The 1424-nt window shown below is 51.1% G+C and carries 1 rRNA gene; it reads left to right on the plus strand.

The window, feature by feature from the left end:
• Positions 1–1402: ribosomal RNA gene (locus AAEY68_RS20620) — 23S ribosomal RNA — on the plus strand; the annotation flags it as partial.
• Between the last annotated feature and the right edge of the window lie 22 nt (positions 1403–1424).

Below are 1424 nucleotides of genomic sequence, written 5' to 3' on the forward strand. Positions count from 1 at the left end.
ACATTAAACCTGAGACACGAGACGAGTCACTACGGTGATGAAGTTGCTGATGCCATACTTCCAGGAAAAGCCTCTAAGCTTCAGATTATATGGAATCGTACCCCAAACCGACACAGGTGGTCAGGTAGAGAATACTAAGGCGCTTGAGAGAACTCGGGTGAAGGAACTAGGCAAAATCGTACCGTAACTTCGGGAGAAGGTACGCTCCTATCTGTGATGAGACTTGCTCTCTAAGCGGACGGGAGCCGCAGTGACCAGGTGGCTGGGACTGTTTATTAAAAACACAGCACTGTGCAAAATCGCAAGATGACGTATACGGTGTGACACCTGCCCGGTGCCGGAAGGTTAATTGATGGGGTTATCCTTAGGGAGAAGCTCTTGATCGAAGCCCCGGTAAACGGCGGCCGTAACTATAACGGTCCTAAGGTAGCGAAATTCCTTGTCGGGTAAGTTCCGACCTGCACGAATGGTGTAACCATGGCCACGCTGTCTCCACCCGAGACTCAGTGAAATTGAAATCGCAGTGAAGATGCTGTGTACCCGCGGCTAGACGGAAAGACCCCGTGAACCTTTACTACAGCTTGGCACTGAACATTGAACCTACATGTGTAGGATAGGTGGGAGACTTTGAAGCAGCGACGCTAGTTGTTGTGGAGTCAACCTTGAAATACCACCCTTGTAGTTTTGATGTTCTAACGTTGGCCCCTGAATCGGGGTTACGGACAGTGCCTGGTGGGTAGTTTGACTGGGGCGGTCTCCTCCTAAAGAGTAACGGAGGAGCACGAAGGTTGGCTAAGTACGGTCGGACATCGTACGGTTAGTGTAATGGTAGAAGCCAGCTTAACTGCGAGACAGACACGTCGAGCAGGTACGAAAGTAGGTCATAGTGATCCGGTGGTTCTGAATGGAAGGGCCATCGCTCAACGGATAAAAGGTACTCCGGGGATAACAGGCTGATACCGCCCAAGAGTTCATATCGACGGCGGTGTTTGGCACCTCGATGTCGGCTCATCACATCCTGGGGCTGAAGTCGGTCCCAAGGGTATGGCTGTTCGCCATTTAAAGTGGTACGCGAGCTGGGTTTAGAACGTCGTGAGACAGTTCGGTCCCTATCTGCCGTGGGCGTTTGAGAATTGAGAGGGGTTGCTCCTAGTACGAGAGGACCGGAGTGAACGAACCGCTGGTGTTCGGGTTGTCATGCCAATGGCATTGCCCGGTAGCTACGTTCGGAACTGATAAGCGCTGAAAGCATCTAAGCGCGAAGCAGGCCTCGAGATGAGTTCTCACTAGACTTTTAAAGTCTCTGAAGGGCCGTTGAAGACTACAACGTTGATAGGCAAGATGTGGAAGTGGTGTGAGCCATTAAGCTAACTTGTACTAATTACCCGTGAGGCTTAACCATACAACGCCAAACGCGTTTTATG

This window comes from Pseudoalteromonas sp. RB2-MNA-CIBAN-0110 (assembly GCF_040309305.1).
GTDB lineage: Bacteria > Pseudomonadota > Gammaproteobacteria > Enterobacterales > Alteromonadaceae > Pseudoalteromonas > Pseudoalteromonas arctica.